The sequence below is a fragment of the Lampropedia aestuarii genome, assembly GCF_004803635.1.
Lineage (GTDB): Bacteria > Pseudomonadota > Gammaproteobacteria > Burkholderiales > Burkholderiaceae_C > Lampropedia > Lampropedia aestuarii.
The window spans coordinates 1-18,558 of the sequence record NZ_SSWX01000016.1 but is presented as its reverse complement, the minus strand read 5'-3'; the positions used below and the strand labels follow the sequence as shown (position 1 = coordinate 18,558).

General features: G+C 58.8%; 14 protein-coding genes. 11 read left to right on the top strand and 3 right to left on the bottom strand.

Annotation, left to right across the window (positions count from 1 at the left end; genetic code table 11):
- Nucleotides 1-87: 87 nt before the first annotated feature.
- From E8K88_RS12390 to chrA, 5 genes are all read left to right on the top strand, one after another.
- Nucleotides 88-1,677 (top strand): cytochrome ubiquinol oxidase subunit I, encoded by a 1,590-nt coding sequence (locus tag E8K88_RS12390; RefSeq protein WP_136406985.1) that lies wholly within the window; start codon nucleotides 88-90, stop codon nucleotides 1,675-1,677.
- A gap of 29 nt (nucleotides 1,678-1,706) precedes the next feature.
- Nucleotides 1,707-2,864 carry a cytochrome d ubiquinol oxidase subunit II gene (gene cydB / locus E8K88_RS12385; RefSeq protein WP_136406984.1) on the top strand — a complete coding sequence of 386 codons (1,158 nt, stop codon included), beginning with the start codon at nucleotides 1,707-1,709 and terminating at the stop codon, nucleotides 2,862-2,864.
- A gap of 34 nt (nucleotides 2,865-2,898) precedes the next feature.
- A complete protein-coding gene (gene cydX / locus E8K88_RS12380) occupies nucleotides 2,899-3,012 on the top strand; it encodes a cytochrome bd-I oxidase subunit CydX (protein WP_136406983.1) in 114 nt (37 codons plus the stop codon).
- A 476-nt stretch (nucleotides 3,013-3,488) separates the two neighbouring features.
- The gene (locus E8K88_RS12375; RefSeq protein WP_136406982.1) at nucleotides 3,489-3,803 is read left to right on the top strand and encodes a PadR family transcriptional regulator; all 315 of its coding nucleotides are present in this window, start codon (nucleotides 3,489-3,491) and stop codon (nucleotides 3,801-3,803) included.
- A 32-nt stretch (nucleotides 3,804-3,835) separates the two neighbouring features.
- The gene (gene chrA / locus E8K88_RS12370) at nucleotides 3,836-5,044 is read left to right on the top strand and encodes a chromate efflux transporter (protein WP_136407056.1); all 1,209 of its coding nucleotides are present in this window, start codon (nucleotides 3,836-3,838) and stop codon (nucleotides 5,042-5,044) included.
- 144 nt (nucleotides 5,045-5,188) lie between these two features.
- Here chrA and pdxR read toward each other — a convergent pair whose 3' ends face one another.
- Nucleotides 5,189-6,706, bottom strand: coding sequence for a MocR-like pyridoxine biosynthesis transcription factor PdxR (gene pdxR / locus E8K88_RS12365; RefSeq protein ID WP_136407055.1), 1,518 nt, complete (start codon nucleotides 6,704-6,706; stop codon nucleotides 5,189-5,191).
- 126 nt (nucleotides 6,707-6,832) lie between these two features.
- Here pdxR and E8K88_RS12360 point away from each other — a divergent pair, with 126 nt between their 5' ends.
- The 3 genes from E8K88_RS12360 (at nucleotide 6,833) to E8K88_RS12350 (ending at nucleotide 10,230) form a co-directional block, all read left to right on the top strand.
- A complete protein-coding gene (locus E8K88_RS12360; RefSeq protein WP_136406981.1) occupies nucleotides 6,833-8,080 on the top strand; it encodes a benzoate/H(+) symporter BenE family transporter in 1,248 nt (415 codons plus the stop codon).
- A complete protein-coding gene (locus E8K88_RS12355) occupies nucleotides 8,077-8,886 on the top strand; it encodes a YggS family pyridoxal phosphate-dependent enzyme (protein WP_205880083.1) in 810 nt (269 codons plus the stop codon). The genes E8K88_RS12360 and E8K88_RS12355 overlap by 4 nt, the downstream gene beginning before the upstream one ends.
- Before the next feature lie 84 nt (nucleotides 8,887-8,970).
- On the top strand, nucleotides 8,971-10,230 hold the full coding sequence (locus E8K88_RS12350; protein WP_240754506.1) for an aspartate aminotransferase family protein: 1,260 nt from the start codon (nucleotides 8,971-8,973) through the stop codon (nucleotides 10,228-10,230).
- Between the two features lie 67 nt (nucleotides 10,231-10,297).
- Here E8K88_RS12350 and E8K88_RS12345 read toward each other — a convergent pair whose 3' ends face one another.
- On the bottom strand, nucleotides 10,298-10,792 hold the full coding sequence (locus E8K88_RS12345; protein WP_136406980.1) for an Lrp/AsnC family transcriptional regulator: 495 nt from the start codon (nucleotides 10,790-10,792) through the stop codon (nucleotides 10,298-10,300).
- 162 nt (nucleotides 10,793-10,954) lie between these two features.
- Here E8K88_RS12345 and glmS point away from each other — a divergent pair, with 162 nt between their 5' ends.
- Entirely contained in the window at nucleotides 10,955-12,850 is a 1,896-nt protein-coding gene (gene glmS / locus E8K88_RS12340; RefSeq protein ID WP_136406979.1) for a glutamine--fructose-6-phosphate transaminase (isomerizing), read from the top strand.
- A 175-nt stretch (nucleotides 12,851-13,025) separates the two neighbouring features.
- Nucleotides 13,026-13,433 carry an FKBP-type peptidyl-prolyl cis-trans isomerase gene (locus E8K88_RS12335; protein ID WP_136406978.1) on the top strand — a complete coding sequence of 136 codons (408 nt, stop codon included), beginning with the start codon at nucleotides 13,026-13,028 and terminating at the stop codon, nucleotides 13,431-13,433.
- A gap of 390 nt (nucleotides 13,434-13,823) precedes the next feature.
- Here the strand turns inward: E8K88_RS12335 and E8K88_RS12330 are convergent, their stop codons facing one another.
- On the bottom strand, nucleotides 13,824-14,750 hold the full coding sequence (locus E8K88_RS12330) for a LysR family transcriptional regulator (RefSeq protein WP_136406977.1): 927 nt from the start codon (nucleotides 14,748-14,750) through the stop codon (nucleotides 13,824-13,826).
- 188 nt (nucleotides 14,751-14,938) lie between these two features.
- Between E8K88_RS12330 and E8K88_RS12325 the strand changes: the two genes are divergently transcribed.
- Nucleotides 14,939-18,517 (top strand): indolepyruvate ferredoxin oxidoreductase family protein, encoded by a 3,579-nt coding sequence (locus E8K88_RS12325; RefSeq protein WP_136406976.1) that lies wholly within the window; start codon nucleotides 14,939-14,941, stop codon nucleotides 18,515-18,517.
- Nucleotides 18,518-18,558 lie beyond the last annotated feature (41 nt).

Below are 18,558 nucleotides of genomic sequence, written 5' to 3'. Positions count from 1 at the left end.
AAGTCTGCTGAATGGTTGTGATTGTTGTGTGTTTGCCTGATAAATCATAAATTTTCGTTTCGCTCCATCGCTTTGAAAGGTCTCCCCATGGAACTAGACATTGTTGCCTTATCGCGGCTGCAGTTTGCAGCGACCGCGCTCTACCACTTCCTATTCGTTCCGCTCACGATTGGCCTGTCGATCATCTTGGCCATCATGGAGACGGTTTACGTCATGACCAAACGCCCGATTTGGCGACAAATGACGAAGTTCTGGGGCATTCTTTTTGGTATCAACTTTGCGCTTGGTGTCTCCACAGGTATTGTGATGGAGTTCCAGTTCGGCATGAACTGGAGCTACTACAGCCACTATGTGGGCGATATTTTTGGTGCACCGCTGGCCATTGAAGGCCTGATGGCCTTCTTCCTGGAAGCGACCCTGGTGGGCCTGTTCTTCTTTGGCTGGGAGCGCCTCTCCAGCGTCAAGCACTTGCTGGTGACCTGGTTCATGGCGCTGGGCACGAACTTCTCGGCCTTGTGGATTCTGATTGCCAACGGCTGGATGCAAAACCCGACCGGCGCGGCATTGAACCCCCAAACCATGCGCATGGAAGTCACCAGCTTTGCCGACGTGCTGTTCAACTCCGTAGCGCAAGCCAAGTTTGTGCACACGGTTTCTGCCGGCTACACGATTGCGGCCATTTTTGTATTGGGCGTCTCGTCCTGGTATTTGCTCAAAGGCCGCCATATCGATCTGGCCAAGCGCTCGATGACCGTGGCCGCCTCGTTCGGTTTGGCAGCCTCGCTATCAGTGGTTGTGCTGGGCGATGAATCGGGCTACCTGTCTGGCGAGCACCAAAGCATGAAACTGGCTGCTGTCGAGGCGATGTGGGAAACCCAGCCGGCCCCAGCCTCGTTTACCGCGATCGGCTTTCCTGACCAGGAGGCCAGAGAAACCCATTACGCCGTGCACATTCCATGGGTCATGGGTCTGATTGGCACACGCAGCTTAGACACCGTCATTCCGGGTATTGACGAATTGGTCAAGCAAGCTGACGGTCGTATCCGCAGTGGTATCCTGGCCTATGATGCGCTGGAAGAAGTGCGCACCTACGGCTACAACACCATTCCTGCCGACGTCAAAGCCCGCTTTGAAGCCAATAGCGCCGATCTGGGCTACGCCTTGCTGCTCAAACGCTATGTCGATGACCCACGCCAAGCCACTGAAGAGCAAATCAGCAAAGCTGCATGGGACACCGTGCCACAGGTTGCACCTTTGTTCTGGACCTTCCGCATCATGGTCGGCCTGGGCTTCTTCTTCATCCTGTTGACTGCCACGTTCTTCTGGCTGTCGGCCAAGCACCGCTTGGATGCCCATCCTTGGCTGCTCAAAGTCGCCGTCTGGAGCATTCCATTGCCGTGGATTGCCGCTGAATGCGGCTGGTTCGTGGCCGAATTTGGCCGCCAGCCATGGGCGATTGAAGGCGTGCTGCCGGTTGCAGTGGCAGTCTCCAACCTCAGTGCTTCAACCGTTTTGACCACCTTGCTGGGCTTTGTCGCGATCTACACCGTGCTGCTGATCGTGGAGATGAAGCTGATGCTCAAAGCCATCCGCAAAGGCCCACAACTCGATGCGCAAGACATTGAGGCGAACGAAACCTCGCCCTATGCCTACCCGCCACGCACCTTGTCCGCCTGACCCCCATTAACGAAACGGAGAAACACACCATGATTCTTCATGAACTCATCAGCTACGACGTGTTGCGCGTCATTTGGTGGCTACTGCTGGGCATCTTGCTGATCGGCTTTGCCGTCACCGATGGCTTTGACTTGGGCGTTGGCGCCTTGGGCACTTACGTGGCCCGCACCGATGCAGAACGCCGTGTGGTGCTCAACACCATTGGTCCGATCTGGGAAGGCAACCAGGTCTGGCTGATTCTGGGCGGTGGCGCTATTTTTGCTGCCTGGCCCCAGCTCTACGCCGTCTCATTCTCAGGCTTTTACCTGGCGATGTTTGCGATTTTGTTCGCGCTGATCCTGCGTCCCGTGGGCTTCAAATACCGCAGCAAGATCGAAAACCCAACCTGGCGTAATACCTGGGACTGGTGCCTGTTCATCGGTGGATTTGTGCCAGCGCTGATCTTTGGCGTGGCAATGGGCAACGTGTTGCAAGGCGTGCCTTTCCGCCTGGAGCCCGACATGCAAATCCACTACGACGGCACCTTCTTTGGCCTGCTGAACCCGTTTGCCCTGCTGTGCGGCCTGGTGTCTGTATCGATGCTGGTTGCGCATGGCGCGGCCTGGTTGCAGCTCAAAACCGTTGACGACGTGCAAGCACGCAGCCGCAAAGCCGGTCAGATTGCCGCCTTGCTGACGCCCGTGCTCTACATTGCCGCCGGCGTGCTGATGTACTTCTTTGTCAACGGCTACCGCTACACCAGCGCCATCATCACAACTGGCCCCTCGAACCCGCTGATGAAAAGCGCAGAAGGCGGTGTGGCCCAAATGTGGTTTGCCAACTACGCCGCAGCGCCCGTGCTGTGGCTGGTGCCTGCAATTGCCGTACTGGGCTCATTGGCTGCAGCATGGGGCTTTGCCAAACGCAAAGAAATCTTCACCTTGCTGGCCAATGGTGTGGGCATTGCCGGCATGATCTTGAGCGTGGGCGTGTCGATGTTCCCGTTCATCCTGCCTTCGTCCGTGCAGCCCAAAGCCAGCCTGACCGTTTGGGATGCCTCGTCCAGCCACATGATCTTGTTCATCATGCTGGTCTGCGCCATCATCTTCCTGCCCATTATCTTGGCCTATACCAGCTGGGTGTACTCGGTGATGCGCGGCAAAGTCACAACCGAAGAAATCAAAGAAGGCCGTGGCCACGCTTACTAAGCGCTGCTGCACTTCACAAGAAAGGATTTGATCTATGTGGTATTTCGCTTGGTTATTGGGCCTGCCAGTGGCAGCACTGTTCGCGGTATTGAATGCGATGTGGTATGAGATGACGGAAGAGGATTTAAAGCGTCATCCGCGCAAATAAGAGGTAGCAGGAAGAAGTAGCAGGCTTGGTGCGCCCACGCCATGCCTGCGGTACTCAACCAACATCTCCACCGTCGTGCAACAGGAGTTCTGTCAGAACGCCTTTGCACGATTTTTTATGGCTGATCCAAAACTGCAATAGCAGTTAAAAATGCGCTTGGCTCACCGCCTTGCCGCCAGTTGCAAACGCCAGCCATTGCATTCTTTGCACTGGCCGCACCAGCGGGGTCTTGGTCGTGGCCTTTTGCAGCAACGCCGCCCACGGGCCACGGGCATGGACAGACCAAGAGCCTGCACACCCCCTCCACGCAGTTCTTTGTACGGCGTCTCAACCCCGCCGATCAACAGCGGCTGCCGCACCTGCGCCAACATAACTGGCCCAATACCGCAAGCAAGCCATCACAACCGCCATTGTGCGTGCGTGCACCGTGGTATTATCGGATTTCGATATCGAAATTCGATAGCAAAAAATATGCAATGCCAAACACACTAGAACACCATGATCTACTAGCAGGCTTTATCCGCCTGCACGTACTCCACCATGCAGGTGAGCATGCAATATACGGGCAATGGATGATCAAGGAGCTAGCGCACCATGGCTATTGCCTCTCACCGGGAACGCTGTATCCAATGCTCCACAAGATGGAGCGCGATGGTTATCTTGTCTCGCAGCAGCAGCGGCAGGGGCGTGTTACTCGCAAGCTCTATACGATCACGGCCAAAGGCCGTGAAGGCCTGGCCTTGGCCAAGGAGCGCATTCGAGAGTTCATAGGTGAGGCGATGCCAAAATGACACCCCCAAACAACAACAACAACAACAACAACATGCCGCAACAACCAGTGGCCACACAGGGAACAGCGCGCGAAGTCTTTGGCGCCTTTCTCAAACTGGGCCTGACATCGTTTGGCGGCCCCATCGCCCATTTAGGATACTTTCGCACGGAGTTTGTTGAGCGCCGCCGCTGGCTGGATGACCGCAGCTACTCCGATCTGGTGGCTTTATGCCAATTTCTGCCAGGCCCAGCCAGCAGCCAGGTCGGCATGGCGCTGGGGCTCGGCCGCGCCGGCTGGCCTGGTCTGCTGGCGGCATGGGCTGGCTTTACCCTGCCATCGGCGATCGCGCTGATCTTGCTGGCCCTGAGCATCACCCAATACCAGCATCTGGCCCAGGCTGGTTGGGTCCATGGACTCAAGATCGTGGCCGTGGCCATCGTTGCGCAAGCGGTATGGGGTATGGTCAAATCCTTGTGCCCGGATCGGCCACGTGCTGCGCTGGGTTTTCTTGCCGCACTGCTCACGCTGGTCTTGCCCTTGGCAATCGGACAGGTGACAGCCATCGCCATTGCGGGTTTGCTTGGGTGGTGGTGCTTACAACCCACACAAAACAGCCGCAGCCAGGCACACAACTACCCAGTATCGCGCAGGCTGGGCATGGCTGCACTCATTGCCTTTGTCACCCTGCTCATTGGCTTGCCATTGTGGGCGGCGATCACCGGCTCATCAACGCTGGCGTTGCTAGAAGGGGTTTACCGCGCTGGCGCGCTCGTTTTCGGCGGTGGCCATGTGGTCTTGCCACTGCTGCAATCGGCGGTGGTGCCCAATGGCCTGGTCAGCAATGCCGACTTCTTGGCTGGCTATGGCGCAGCCCAGGCCGTACCAGGCCCATTGTTCACGTTTTCAGCCTTTCTGGGGGCCATCAGCAACGGTGCACTGCATGGCTGGGCTGGCGGTTTGGTGCTGCTGGCCGTGATTTTCTTGCCAGCTTTTTTGATACTCATTGGCGCCCTGCCGTTTTGGGAAGACTTGCGCCACCGTGCAAGCATCCAAACTGCCATGGCCGGTATCAATGCCGGTGTGGTCGGCATTTTGGGGGCTGCTTTGTATGACCCGCTGTGGACCAGTGCGATCCTCAACAAAACAGACTTTGGGCTGGCATTGTTGTGTTTTGGCTTGTTGACCGTGGGGCGGGTGCCTCCTGCGTTGGTGGTTTTGCTCGCTGGTGTGATGGGATGGACTATGGGGATGGCAAGCTAGAGACAAGGGTTGGCGGTTGATGTGCAAGTAAGGGGTTCACTGCCAGGTGCTCCTTGGGCCACTGATGGTGTGGCGCTGCTGTGAAGATGCCACTGACTCGTTTGTTTCTGCATCCGCCAGTGCAGGAGCAAGCCCTTGCCCTGATCAGCGGCACAAGCCACGCAGCACCTTGGCCAATTGCATGACCCCGGCTTCGAGCTCATGCGGTGCATGGGCAGCAAAGCCCATCAAAAAGCCAGCCTGATGCCGACTTGACGCGTACAAACCAGTCAATCCCAACAGGTCAATGCCCGCACGCTGTGCGGCTTGCACAGCCGCAGTTTCTGCAATATCACGAATCAGCACGCAAGGCATTTGCATACCACCGGCAGGCACCTGCGGCTCAACAAATTCGGCCAAATGCGCACGCAGCAGCCGTGCCAGCACATCGCGGCGCTCGGCATAGACGGCACGCATGGTGCGCACATGGGCGCCAAAATGGCCAGCGTCGATGAAACGCGCGAGGGTCAGCTGCGGGATAGGCGCACTGTGGCCGTCGAGCAAGGTGCGCGCCACCGTCATTGGCGCGACCAAGGCTTCGGGCAGCACCATATAGCCAATGCGCAAGCCAGGAAATACGGATTTGGTAAACGTGCCAATGTAAATCGTGCGCCCATGCGCATCCAGCCCTTGCACGCAAGCAGTCGGCTTGCCTGCGTAGTGGAACTCGCTGTCGTAATCGTCTTCAATGATCCAGCCTTGCTGCTGCCGGGCCCATTCAATCACAGCCAGGCGCCGATCCAGGCTGAGCGTTGCACCCGATGGAAACTGGTGCGAAGGGGTCAGAAAAACCGCCCTTGGTACCTGGCCTGCTGGACCGTTTGCGCTGGCCATTGCCTGGGTGGCCGCCAGCAACTGCTCGACCTGCAGCCCATCCGCATCCAGAGGCACGGGCATGCACTCCAAACCGGCGGCATCAAAGGCTTTGCGTGCACCGTGGTAGACCGGGTCCTCAATAAAAATACGCTCGCCCGCATCGAACAGAACGCTGGCGCACAGAGTCAGCGCCTGCTGGGAGCTGGTCAGTACCAGCACCCGCTCCGGACTGGCGCATGCACCGCGCTCCAAATTGACGTAGTCGGCAATGGCACGGCGCAGCGGCTCCATGCCTTGGGGTGGGCTGTGCAATAGTGCTTGGGTGCCGTACTCCTTGAGCACCTGGCGCTCCAAACGCTCCCAGGTCTGCAGAGGGAAGTTGCGTGTTTCTGGCACGCCGGGCGCGAAGGCACGCGGTTTGAAAAAATCACGCACACCACCGCCCTGAAACATGGCCATACCGCGTTGGCTCAGCCGCAGGTGGGGGGCACTGCTCCTGGCTCGCCTACTGTGGCTGCGCACTGGCAAGCGCTGGGTGCGCTCAGACACAAAGCTGCCACTGCCCACGCGCCGCTCAATAAAACCTTCGGCATGCAGCTGGCCATAGGCTGACTCGGCTGTGTCCCGCGACACTCCCAGCGAAGCCGCCAGCGCACGCGTGGCCGGCAATGGCCGCCCCGCCTCCAACACACCGTCGAGGATCAATTGGCGAATCGCCCGTTGCACACGTGCGTGCAGTGGCATGCTGCCGTGCGCAGGATCGGCCATCCAGGCTTTGACTGTCTCTAATTGCGCATGTTTGAACAATTGGTCTGCACTCCATTGAAAAAATGGCAGGGAATATCCGGCCATTTTAGAAATATAAATACGCCTTTGCAACGCTTGCACCTTAGACAAGCTTGTATTTGTATTTTCCTACCCAGCACGCCCCCCATGCCAACCGCCCCCTCTTCCAACCCTCTTCGCTGGCGCGATCTGCCTCACCCGGTCGTTGCCGGTCTGATCTCCGTGCTGGTCAATTACGGCGGCACGTTTATTCTGGTGTTTCAAGCCGCCAAGGTCGCCGGGCTGAGCCCAGAGCTGACCGCCTCATGGGTATGGTCGATCTCGATTGGCGTAGGGGTCAGTGGCATAGTGCTCAGCTGGGTCTCGCGTGCACCGGTGATCACCGCCTGGTCGACACCGGCCGCTGCATTTCTAGTCACTGCGATGGCAACAACGCCGTATGCAGAAGCGATAGGTGCCTACCTGGTCTCTGCCGCCGCATTTGTGCTGCTGGGTTTGTCGGGCTGGTTTGACCGCCTGATTCGCCTGATTCCGGCAGGCATTGCCGCAGGCTTGCTAGCAGGTATTTTGCTGCAGTTCGGCGTTGGTGCATTTGGCGGCATGGCCATCGATCCTTGGCTGACCGGGTTGCTGATCGTCGCATATGCCATTTTCAAGCGTTGCTGCCCACGCTATGCAGTCGTCGGCATTCTGGTGCTGGGCCTGGGCCTATTGCTGCTGCAGGACCGTGCCGACCTGTCCGGGCTGCAATTGCAGTTGGCCGCGCCTGTGTTCACGATGCCGGTGTTCACGCTGAACGCCTTGCTCAGCGTGGCCTTGCCACTGTTTCTCATCACACTGACTGGCCAGTACATGCCAGGCATGCTGGTGCTGCGCAACGACGGCTTCACAGTCAGCGCCAATCCGATTGTCACGCTGACCGGCTTGGGCTCCTTGTTGATGGCGCCATTTGGCTCGCACGCCTTCAATGTGGCGGCGATCACAGCCGCAATCTGCACCGGCCCTGAGGCGCACGATGACCCCAGTAAACGCTGGATCGCAGGCATTGCCGCTGGTCTGTTCTATGTGCTGGTCGGCGTATTTGGCTTGACACTGGCAGCGGTATTCATGGCCCTGCCCGCGAACTTCATCACCACCTTGGCCGGTTTGGCCTTGCTAGGCACCATCGGTGGCAGTCTGGCCAGCGCGATGGCCGATGCCAAAACCCGCGAAGCCGCGCTGATGACCTTTTTGGCAGCATCTGCCAATATCACGCTGCTGGGCATTGGCGGCGCATTCTGGGGGCTGGTGATTGGCCTGCTGGCGTATGCGGTGCTCAATGGCCAGTGGCCGACCCGAGCCGCACCCGCTGCCGCGACGCCTTTGCCAACAGCCATCCACACCAAGAGTCCATGATGCCCACACCTGAAACCACCGCCACCCGCCACGACCAACATGGGCGCTATGCCCAAGTGCACAGCGTGGCAGACATCCACCGCAACCTGGCCATTGTCCAGGCCCGCATACAGGCTGCCTGCATACGGGTGGGCCGAGACCCTGCGCAGGTGCGGCTCTTGCCGGTCAGCAAGACCCAGCCTGACGCCGTGGTGCGCCTGGCCTACGCTGCTGGATTGCGCATGCTTGGCGAGAACAAACCGCAAGAAGCGCTGCGCAAATGGGAAGCCTCGCAAGACCTGAGTGGCCTGCACTGGTCCGTCATTGGCCATTTGCAAACCAACAAGGCCAAACTGGTCGCGCGCTGCGCGGCGGAGTTTCAGGCGCTCGACAGCCTGCGTGTGGCCGAGGCTCTGGAGCGCAGACTGCAAGCCGAAGGCAGAGCCTTGGATGTACTGGTGCAAGTCAATACCTCGGGCGAAGCCAGCAAATACGGCCTGGAGCCAGCCGATGTGCCTGCTTTCATGCAAGCGCTGCCGGCATTCTCAGCCTTGCGTGTGCGGGGGCTGATGACTTTGGCCATGTTCTCTAGCGAAGCCGAGCGTGTGCGCCAGTGCTTCATCCGGCTGCGCACACTGCGCGAGCAGTTGCGCCAAAGCGTGCCAGATGGCATTGCACTGGATGAGCTGTCAATGGGCATGTCCGGTGATTTTGAAATCGCCATTGAAGAAGGTGCGAGCGTGGTGCGTGTCGGCCAGGCGCTGTTTGGCGCACGTGCTGTGCCCGACAGCCATTACTGGCCTGGTGAGGCCCCAGCCCACGCCTAGGACACCAAGGAATGACCCTGCCGATGAAAACTGCCACCGCCCATGCACCACTTTGCCTGTGACAAGCTCAAAAAATCCAGACCTATGAACCCACTGCCAGCCACCGCACCAAGCGCAAGCGCCCATTTAATGCCAGCCTATGCCCGCCAAGCCCTGTCCTTTGTGCGCGGCAGTGGCGCGCTGTTATGGGATGCCCAAGACCAGGAGTACCTGGACGCCATCTCTGGCGTCGCAGTCACCAGCCTGGGCCATGCCCACCCGGAAATCACCGCAGCAATTTGCGAGCAAGCCAGCTTGCTGCTGCACACATCCAACGTTTTTCGCATTGACTGGCAGGAGCGCCTGGGCGAGCGGCTGTGCTCGCTCAGCGGCATGGACAAAGCCTTTTTCTGCAACTCGGGCGCAGAAGCGAATGAAACTGCGTTGAAACTCGCCCGCCTGCACGCCCACCACCAAGGCATTGCTGCGCCGCAGATCATCGTGATGGACAATGGCTTTCATGGCCGCACGCTGGCCACCCTTTCGGCCACAGGCAATCCAGCAATCCAAACCGGTTTTGCCCCCTTGATGCCCGGCTTCTTGCGCCTGCCATACAACGACATTGACACCGTCTGGGCAGCAGCAGCGCAGTCACCCCATGTTGTGGCCGTGCTGCTGGAGCCAGTGCAAGGCGAAGGCGGCATTCGCGCTGCCGATCCAGCTTACCTGCGCGCTTTGCGGCAGTTGTGCGACCAGCAAGGCTGGCTATTGATGGTCGATGAAATCCAAACCGGCATGGGCCGAACCGGCGCCTGGCTGGGTTACCAGCACGCAGGCATCCTCCCCGATGTGGTCACACTGGCCAAGGCGCTGGGCAATGGCTTTCCGATTGGGGCTTGCCTGGCCCGCGGCGCAGCGGCTGCGCTGTTCTCGCCAGGCCAGCATGGCTCAACCTTTGGCGGCAATCCATTGGCCTGCCGGGTGGCCTGCACGGTGATCGAGGTCATGGCCCGCGAACAATTGCCAGCGCGCGCAGCGGTACTGGGTGCGCGCCTGCTTGATGGTTTGCGCCAGGCACTGGCAACGCACCCGGCTGTCAGCGCAATTCGCGGCCACGGTTTGATGGTCGGCATTGAATTGAACCGCCCTTGCACGGACCTGGTTGGCCGGGCACTGGCAGAACAGCATTTGCTCATTACCGTCACACGCGGCAACGTGATCCGGCTGCTGCCCGCATTGATCAGCACCGAGGCGCAGATAGACGACATCGTGCGGCGTATCGTGCTGTTACTGGCACCAGAAGCAAAACCCCAGCCGCAACACACGGCAGAGTCAGCGACTGCCGTGGCCTCATCATCTTGGTAGTTCAAGTGGTCAATTGCCGCGCTATGCCAATAGTTGCAGCTGCGCCCAATCACTGCCTAAGCCAGCCTCATGCCTGCGCTGGCAGCACCACCTGCGTGTTGTATTTGACGCGCTTGGTCGCAAAATAGGCTTTGACATTGCGCACTGCATTGGACTGCTTGAGCAGCGCTTGCACCAGTTGCTGGTAGTGCTCCATCGTCAGCACTTGCACGACCATCACAAAATCCGGCCCCGAGGCCACACGCCAGCATTGCTGCACTTGCTCAAATTGCAACACGGCGTCTTCAAAAGCTTGCATCGCCTCGGCATCTTGCCTGTCCAGGCTGACCTCGATAAAACAGGTCAGCGCAGGCGGCTGGCCAGTAGCCTCTGCCAAGGCCCAGGGATTGACCAAGGCGACCTGGCGCTCAAGCACGCCGGACTCGCGCAAGCGTTGCATGCGCCGCAAACACGTGGCGGGCGAGACATGCACCAGTGCCGCCAGCGCCTGGTTGCTGATTGATGCATCTTGCTGCACCAAGGCCAGCAGCTTGCGGTCTATGGAGTCGAGTTTTTCATTCATTTTTTAATGAAATATTAAATAATATTTCTTGATATATTAATCTATAAATTTAATTTCAAATTAGCCATTATTTTGAATACACATTTCCCCAAAGAAACTTAGGATACGCAACTTGTAGCACCGCCTGTCCCGGTGCCTGTATTGAATAGAAAGATCGCTCTTATGTGTGGAATTGTTGGCGGTGTCGCCCATCACGATGTGGTTCCCGTGTTGTTGCAGGGCCTGCAACGCCTGGAGTACCGCGGCTACGACTCCTGCGGCCTGGCCGTACATACCGCCAGCATGAACCCGGCCTCTGAAGAGGGCCTGCACCGCACCCGCAGCACCGCCCGCGTCGCCCAGCTGCAAGCACAAGTGCGCGAAGAATCGCTGCATGCGGCCACCGGGATCGCCCACACCCGCTGGGCCACGCATGGCGCGCCATCGCTCTACAACGCCCACCCGCACTTCAGCTTTGGCCCGCACCCCAAAGAGCAGCAACTGCCGGAATCGGCCGCACGCATCGCCTTGGTGCACAACGGCATCATCGAGAACTACGAGGTGTTGCGCCGCGAGCTGGAAGCCAAGAACTACGTGTTCAGCAGCGACACCGATACCGAAGTGGTCGTGCATTTGATCGACAGCGTCTACAACGGCGACCTGTTCGAAGCCCTCAAGGAAGCCACGGCCCGCCTGCACGGCGCCTACGCGCTGGCGGTGATGCACCGCGACGAGCCACACCGGCTGGTGGGCGCGCGCGCGGGCTCCCCGCTGGTGCTGGGTGTGGTCGGTGGCGACTCGCCTGCGCATTACCTGGCCAGCGACGCAATGGCCTTGTCCGGCGTGACTGACAAAATTGTCTATCTGGAAGAAGGCGACCTGGTCGATTTGCAAGCCGCTAAATACTGGATCACCGACAGTCAAGGGCGCGCTTTTGACGAACAGCAACGCCCAGTACAAACCGTGCAAGCCTTTGCCGCAGCAGCCGAGCTGGAGCCCTACCAGCACTACATGCAAAAGGAAATTTTTGAGCAGCCACGCGCGTTGGCCGATACGCTGACCGATGTGCTCGAAGTCAACCCCGCGCTTTTTGGCGACAGCGCCTGGCGGCATTTTGAAGCCGTCGATTCGGTCCTGATTCTCGCTTGCGGCACCAGCTACTACAGCGGACTGGTGGCCAAATACTGGATCGAAGCCATCGCAAAAATTCCGGTGCAAGTCGAAATCGCCAGCGAGTACCGCTACCGCCAATCGGTGCCGCACCCAGCAGCCTTGGTCGTGGTTATCAGCCAGTCGGGTGAAACGGCAGACACGCTGGCGGCCTTGCGCCATGCCAAGAGCCTGGGCCACAACCACACGCTGACGATTTGCAATGTCGCCACCAGCACGATGGTGCGCGAATGCGCACTGTCCTACATCACCCGCGCTGGAGTTGAAATTGGCGTGGCCTCAACCAAGGCCTTCACAACCCAATTGGCCGCGCTGTATTTGCTGACCCTGACCTTGGCCCAAAGCAAAAAGGCCCAGGACGAAGCAAGCCTGGCCAAACACTTGCACAGCCTGCGCCATATTCCGTCAGCCGTGCAAGCCGTGCTTGCGCTGGAGCCGCAAATCATCAGCTGGGCCCGCGCCTTTATTGGCATGGACAATGCCTTGTTCTTGGGCCGTGGCGCGCATTACCCGATTGCCTTGGAAGGCGCGCTCAAACTCAAGGAAATCAGCTACATCCATGCCGAAGCCTACCCGGCTGGTGAGCTCAAGCACGGCCCGCTCGCACTGGTCACCAGCGCGATGCCGGTGGTGGTGGTGGCGCCCAACGATGCCTTGCTGGAAAAGCTCAAAAGCAATATGCAAGAAGTGCGCGCCCGTGGTGGCGTCTTGTATGTGCTGGCAGACGCCCACACCAGCATCGACAACAGCGAAGGCACGCACGTGATCCGCATGCCAGAACACTATGGGGCGCTGAGCCCGATTCTGCACGTGATCCCATTGCAGCTACTGGCCTACCACACGGCATTGGGCAAAGGCACAGACGTGGACAAGCCGCGCAATTTGGCAAAGAGTGTGACTGTGGAGTAATCCATGCGTCAGCAAGCGCCGCCATGGCTTGCTTGACTGCGCAATGGGGCTTGCCCAGCGCTTTCAGCACAGCAAGATGCGCCTATACTTGCCAGGCTCCTGCGATGATCAAACGAACGGCCATCGCAGGCTATCACAACCGCACCAAGGGGTGCTCAACCTGAAGGTAGCTCCGATGAATACACAATTTCTGACTGGCGCGCTGGCCGCCATCGCCCTGGCCGCTTCAAGCGCCGCGTATGCTGCTGAGGCCGAAACACTGCCCTCTGGCGTCGTCGTCTCGCACGTCAAAGAAGGCTCTGGTGCAACACCCAAGGCCACTGACACCGTGACCGTGAACTACCGCGGTACGCTGGAAAATGGCAATGAGTTTGACAGCTCCTACAAACGTGGCCAGCCGATCTCGTTCCCCCTCTCCGGCGTGATTCCTTGCTGGACCGAAGGCGTGCAAAAAATCAAAGTCGGCGGCAGCGCTGACCTGACCTGCCCTGCCGCGACGGCCTATGGCGCGCGCGGCGTGCCTGGCACGATTCCACCTAATGCCACGCTTAAATTCCATGTGGAGTTGCTAGGCATCAAATAATGCCCGCATACATGCAGCATGCTGCATGATCACCTAAGAGCCTGTTCAAAGTCTCGACGCAGTCGCGCAAGGCACAAAAAAGAGGCAGTACAAGGCGCCTGTTGCAGCTCATACGTCTGTATGAGCAAAACGGGCAACGCAGTAATGCGCTTTTTTGTGCCTTGCCCTTCGGGTTGGCGCCCAAAAGGCACGCTGCTTTGTTAAAAACCCTCGCCGGGCAGATAGCCCGACTGCGGTTTTTGCCGCGCATCGTATCCTTTTGGGCTCCAACACGGTCTGCGTGGAGATTTTGAACAGGCTCTTAGCGGCCTGAAGGTGGGTTTGAGCGCAGCCAAACCCACCATTGTTTGCTATGCCTTGCGCGGCTGCGCGAGGAGAATGAACAGGCGCTTAGGACATTTGTTTGGCTGACATGGACAAGTACGCAGCAAACCGCTCAGCCACGCTGCTGAGCGCATGTTCTTTAGAGGTAATCAAACCCACCTCCATCGGTGGTACCGAGGCCGGCAGGCGAATCGCATGGATGCGCTTGCCTTCCAGTGACCATGGCCGATAGACCATATTGGAGAGAATGGTCACCCCAAAATTCAAAGCCACCATCTCGCGCACTGCTTCCATCGACGAGGTTTTGATAAAGGTAGAAGGATTGATGCCTGCAGCCTGCCAATAGCGCACAGCGTTGACTTCGCCCTCATCAATGCTGATCAAAATATACGGATACTGCGCCACCTGCTCCAGCGACACCTGTGTTTGGCCCTCCAGTGGATGTCCCTGCGCGACCCACAACTGACGAGGCGATTGGACCAGGCCGATTTCATGAAAGCGCTTGCGCTCTTGCAGGTTGGAGGTGATGACCACCGCCATTTCCACCTCATTGGCCAATACCGCCTGCTCAATCTGCTGGCGATCCAACTCCACCGGAATGACTTGCACCTTCGGGTAGTTTTTTTGGAACTTGGCGATCAAGGGCACAAGAAAGTAACCCAGCACGGTGTAGCTGGCCGCTACCCGAACCTCACCTTCCAGCTCTTGCAAGGCTTTGAACGGCTGGCGCGCAGCATCGTGCGCGGCTGCCAGCACCGTCTGCGCTTGCTGCAAAAACAAATGACCAGCATAGGTCAGAACCACTCCTGAGCGGTGGCGCTCTAGCAGCGGCGCGTCCAGTGCACGCTCCAACTCGGCAATCGCCGAGGTGACGGTCGACTGCGTCACATGCATTTCTGTGGCCGCCAAGGAAATTTGCCCGGTACGCGCCACGGCATCGAAATACTGCAATTGCCGCAAGGTAAATCGCAGCGGAGAAATGAAATCAGACATCTGAAAAACCGATCGACTCGGTGTTATTGATTTTTTCGATATCAATCATAAAGTATTTGTGTTTTACATGTTTTTAGCGTGCGGCTAATCTAAGCGCCTGTTCAGCAAGCACTCGCCATGTGTGATCGACCAAACATAGGCCAGGCAACGCTTGCTTCCATCAAAGACAACAAATAAAGGAACGCCCCATGGAGACAATCACAAGGGCAGCGCCACCCACGCCAACCACCAGCGCAGAGACGACTGCATCCACGCCTGTGCGCCCCAAAGTCACGCTGGACGACAAATACACCTTAGAAAAAGGCCGGGTCTACATGACCGGCACGCAGGCCTTGGTGCGCTTGCTGATGGCACAGAAAAAACGCGATGAGGCCGCTGGTCTGAACACCGCCGGTTTTGTCTCCGGCTACCGTGGCTCACCGCTGGGCGCGGTCGACCAGGAGTTGTGGCGCGCCCGCAAGCATCTAGATGCACACCAGATCCAGTTTGTGCCCGGTCTGAACGAAGAGCTCGCTGCTACCGCGGTCTGGGGCACGCAAATGGTCAACCTCGACCCGAATGCCACGGTCGATGGGGTGTTTGCGATGTGGTATGGCAAAGGCCCAGGGGTGGACCGCAGCGGCGATGTGTTCAAACACGCCAACGTCGCAGGCACATCCAAGCACGGTGGTGTGCTGGTGATTGCAGGCGATGACCACACCTGCAAATCCTCGACGCTGCCGCACCAGAGTGAGCATGCGTTCATTGCCGCCATGATTCCGGTTCTGAATCCGTCAGGCGTGCGTGAGTTCATCGAGTTTGGTCTGCACGGCTATGCGATGTCGCGTTACTCGGGCTGCTGGGTGGGCTTCAAGTCGATCAGCGACACGATTGAATCCTCGTCCTCCTTTGAGATCGACCCAATGGGGCTGGAGATCAAGATTCCCGACAGCTACCCGATCCCAGAAGGTGGCTTTCACATGCGCTGGCCCGATCTGCCACTGGAGCAGGAAAGCCGCCTGCAACGCCACCGCTTGTACGCACTGCTGGAATACGTGCGCCAGAACAAGATCAACCGCCAGGACTGGCAAGCGCCCGATGCCCGGCTGGGCATTGTGACCTGCGGCAAAAGCTATCTGGATGTGCACGAAGCGCTGGAGATGCTGGGCATTGACGAGGACAACGCACCCGCTTTGGGCCTGCGCCTGCTGAAAATCGGCATGACCTGGCCGCTGGAGCCAGAGATCATCCGCGAATTCGCCCAGGGCCTCGATGAGATTTTGGTGATCGAAGAAAAGCGCCAAATCATCGAATACCAAATCAAGGAGCAGCTCTACCATGCACCGGTGGAAAGCCGCCCGCGCGTAGTCGGCAAATTCGACGAAGCGGGTGAATGGGTGCATGCGCCTCAAGCCGGCATTTTGCTTTCGCCCAATGGCGAAATCACGCCAACACACATCGCCCATGTGCTGTCGATGCGCATGGCCAAGGTGCAAGGCGCTGACAGCCTACCCGCTTCGGTCTTGGACTACCTGGTGCTGTGCCGCGCTGGCGATGGCTTTCTCAAAGCCGATGCCAGCCAACCACAACGCGTGCCGTTTTTCTGCTCAGGCTGCCCACACAACACCAGCACCAAGGTACCAGAGGGCTCCCGCGCCACCGCCGGCATTGGCTGCCACTTCATGGCGCAGTGGATGGACCGCCAAACCGAAACCTTCACCCAAATGGGTGGCGAAGGCGTCAGCTGGATTGGCCAGGCCAAATTCACCAGCACACCGCATGTGTTTGCCAACCTGGGCGATGGCACCTACATGCATTCTGGCTCGCTGGCGATTCGCGCCTCCAAAGCCGCAGGCGTCAACATCACCTACAAAATTCTGGTCAACGACGCGGTCGCGATGACCGGCGGCCAGCCAGTCGAAGGCGCGCCCACTGTGCCGCAAATCCTGCAACAAGTCAGTGCCGAAGGTATTGAACATGTGCATCTGGTCAGCGATGAGCCCGAGCTGTACAAAGGCATGGTCGGCATTCCCGCCCATGTGCAAGTGCATGAGCGCGCGCAAATGGATGCGCTGCAGCGGCAGTTACGCGAAGTCCCAGGCGTGTCGGTGCTGGTGTATGCCCAGACCTGCGCGGCAGAAAAACGCCGCCGCCGCAAACGCCAGGAAATGCTGGACCCGCCCAAGCGCGTAGTCATCAACGAAGAAGTGTGTGAAGGCTGCGGCGACTGCGGCGTGCAAAGCAATTGCGTATCGATTCAGCCGCTGGAGACCCCGCTGGGTCGCAAACGCACGATCGACCAAAGCTCGTGCAACAAAGACCTGTCCTGCGTGCAAGGCTTTTGCCCCAGCTTTGTGACCGTTGAAGGTGGCCAGCTGCGCAAAGCAGCCAAAGCCAGTGCCATGCCGCCAGAGAATCTGCCCGAGCCTGCAGTGCCGGATGCCCAGATGTGGAACATTGTCGTGACCGGCGTAGGTGGCACCGGCGTGGTCACCATTGGCGCCCTGCTGGGCATGGCCGCGCACCTGGAAAACAAAGGCGTGTTGGTGCTGGACATGGCGGGCCTGGCGCAAAAAGGCGGCGCGGTGATGTCGCATATTCGGCTGGCCAACAACCCGCAGTTGCTGCATGCAGCCCGTGTTGTACCTCACCAAGTCGATTTACTGCTCGGTTGTGACTTGTTAGTCGCCGCCGGTAACGAAGCCATTGCCAGTCTGGACAAACAGCGCAGCCATGCGATTTTGAATACTGTCGTGGCCCCAACCGGCACGTTCACACGCGAGCCAGATTGGCAGGTCTCGCCCGAGGCAATGGCCGAGCGCGTGCAGCAAGCCGCCCGTGAGGTTGAAGCAATGGATGCCAGCACGCTGGCGACTGCCTTGATGGGCGATGCCGTGGCCACCAATGTCTTCATGCTGGGCTTTGCCTGGCAAAAGGGCTGGATTCCACTGCGCGCCGACTCGCTGCTGCAGGCGATTGAACTCAACGGCGCAGCGGTCGCGATGAACAAAGCCGCATTCGCCTGGGGCCGCCAAGCGGCGCTGGATATCGAGCTGGTCCGCAGTGCCGCAGGCGTGGGCGACAAACACACACAACGCGTGCAGATGCCCAAGCCTCTGCCAACGCTCAAATCCATCATGGCGGACCGCATACAGCGCCTGACGGCCTACCAAAATGCCGCCTACGCGCACAGCTACGCCGATTTTGTCAACGAGATCGCAGCGATTGAAAAAGCCCAGATCAACTCCGAGCGCTTTAGCCGCGAAGTCGCCACCAGCCTCTACAAACTGATGGCCTACAAGGACGAGTACGAAGTGGCCCGCCTGTTTGTCGAGACAGGCTTCCTGAATCGCCTCGACAAGCAGTTTGAAGGTGGCTACCAACTGCGTTTTCACCTCGCGCCGCCCTTGTTGGCGAAAAAAGATGGCCAAGGCCGCTTGCTGAAATCCAGTTATGGCCCGTGGGTGCTCAAGGCTTACAAGGCATTGGCCAAGCTCAAGTTCCTGCGTGGCACGGCTTTGGATATATTTGGCAAAACCGACGAGCGCCGCAGTGAGCGCGCCGCGATTGGTGCATTCAAAACACTGATGCTACAAGTGGCCAAAGAGCTGCAAGCGCACACACTCCATACCGCGCTCGAATTGGCACGCTTGCCCCAAAGCATTCGCGGCTACGGCCATGTCAAGGAGCGCAATGCAGAAGCTGCGCTCCACAAGCAAGAACGTCTGCTGCATGCGTTGCATGCGCTGCGCGATGAAGCCCCGCAAGTGCAGCGCAAGGCTGGCTAAGCTGGGAAGGGATGTATTGACCCAGCCTTTTCTGCACAGGT